This window comes from Streptomyces spongiae (assembly GCF_009377185.1).
Taxonomy (GTDB): Bacteria; Actinomycetota; Actinomycetes; order Streptomycetales; family Streptomycetaceae; genus Streptomyces; species Streptomyces spongiae.
In genome coordinates this window covers 1-1,548 of sequence record NZ_VJZC01001041.1, presented here as the reverse complement: position 1 = coordinate 1,548, position 1,548 = coordinate 1, and the positions used below count along the sequence as shown (strand labels likewise).

3 protein-coding genes are annotated in these 1,548 nt (G+C 72.0%); all 3 read right to left on the bottom strand.

Annotated features, from left to right (window positions below; translation table 11 throughout):
• Positions 1-466 (bottom strand): YidC/Oxa1 family membrane protein insertase (locus tag FNH08_RS49950; protein WP_322726677.1); only part of this gene is annotated, 466 nt, incomplete at its 3' end.
• A 201-nt stretch (positions 467-667) separates the two neighbouring features.
• Positions 668-976 carry a DUF6412 domain-containing protein gene (locus FNH08_RS49945; RefSeq protein WP_322726676.1) on the bottom strand — a complete coding sequence of 103 codons (309 nt, stop codon included), beginning with the start codon at positions 974-976 and terminating at the stop codon, positions 668-670.
• A gap of 102 nt (positions 977-1,078) precedes the next feature.
• A partial coding sequence (locus FNH08_RS49940; protein ID WP_152778631.1) for a class E sortase occupies positions 1,079-1,548 on the bottom strand: 470 nt, incomplete at its 5' end.

The following is a 1,548-nucleotide window of genomic DNA, read 5'->3' as shown; positions in this document are numbered from 1 at the left end:
GCCCCACGTACACGAGCCCCGCCGCCCCGAAGACCCCGCCGTCGTGGAGCGCGTCCGCCCACCGGTCGCCGAGGGGCGCGGCGAACAGCGTGTGGGTGAGCAGTTCGTTCGCCTCGCCGCCGATCGAAGTGTTCGAGAACAGGTGGTAGAGCAGGAAGAACGCGGGCGCCTGGCACAGGCTGGGCAGGCAGCCCGAGAGCGGCGACACCTTCTCCTTGGCGTGCAACTCCATCAGCGCCTTCTGGAACTTCTCCGGGTTCTTCCCGTGCTTCTTCCGCAGCTCAGCGATCTGCGGCTGCAACGCGGCCCGCGCCCGCTGCCCGCGCGCCGCGGCCCGGGACAAAGGGTGGACGAGGAGCCGTACGAGCGCGGTGAACAGGACGATGGCGGCGGCCGCCGCGGAGGCGTGGAAGAGCGGCTGGAGCAGGTCGGCGAGCCGGCCGACCAGGTCGGCGAAGAGTGCGATGACAGCGGACATGGGTGGGTGAGCCCTCCGTGGGTCTCGTCGTGCCGGATGAGGCGTGCCGGATGAGGCGTGCCGGACCGAGGCCGGTGTGGCCTGGTGACTTCGGCATTCGGCATGACGAGCCGCGCGGGGACACGCGGGTGCCGGGTACCCGTGTATTACTGCGGGCCCCGGAGACCGGGGAAGAGGGGCGTGCGTGCCCTACGCGGCCGTCAGGAGGACCCGTCCGGGTGCCCTGGGCCGCGTACGCCCCTTCGCGTCGGGATCTCGTTGGGGCAGGAACGCCGTACGGCGCTCACGGTCCCGGATGGCCGTGCGTACGCGCGTACGCGGCACGGCGGGCGCGCAGCGCGAGGCGATCAGCGCGCAGGCGACGAGCGCGGACCCGGCCGCGGCGGTCGCGGCGAAGGCGACGGCGGCGGAGAGCGTGCCCACATCGAGGACGGCGACCTCGAAGAGGAGGAGCAGCAGAGCGGCGCCGGGACGCAGGTCGGCCCAGGTTCGGATCACTGTGCGCCCTCCTCCCGTTCGACCGTGCCCACAGGCGCCCTCAGGCACCCCCTGCGGGCACCTGCTACAGGTATACAGGATCAGATCCCTCAATCAGACCCCTCACCTGACGTGCATGGAGCGCAGTTTCCCCCACACCACGAGGCGGTACTTGGACGTGTACTCGGGCGTGCAGGTGGTGAGGGTGAGGTAGTAGCCGGGGTCGTCGTACCCGGACGACGGCTTCACGGCGCTGCGCGGGACGGGCCGTATGACGCCGCCGTCGCCGGGCGTGGTCCGCGCGAGCGTCCTGTCGACGACGTACGTGTAGACGGCCGCCCCGGTCTCGACGCGCACCTCGTCACCGCGCCGGAGCCGGTTGATGTACCGGAAGGGCTCGCCGTGGGTGTTGCGGTGCCCGGCGAGCGCGAAGTTCCCGGCCTGGCCCGGCTGGGCCGTTCGCGGGTAGTGGCCGACGTACCCCTTGTTGAGCACGTTCCGCTTGCTGATGCCCTCGGCGACGGGGACGCGGAGGCCGAGGCGGGGGACGGTGAGGACGGCGTAGGCCTGGCTGAGGTCGGGGCGGGTGGGGG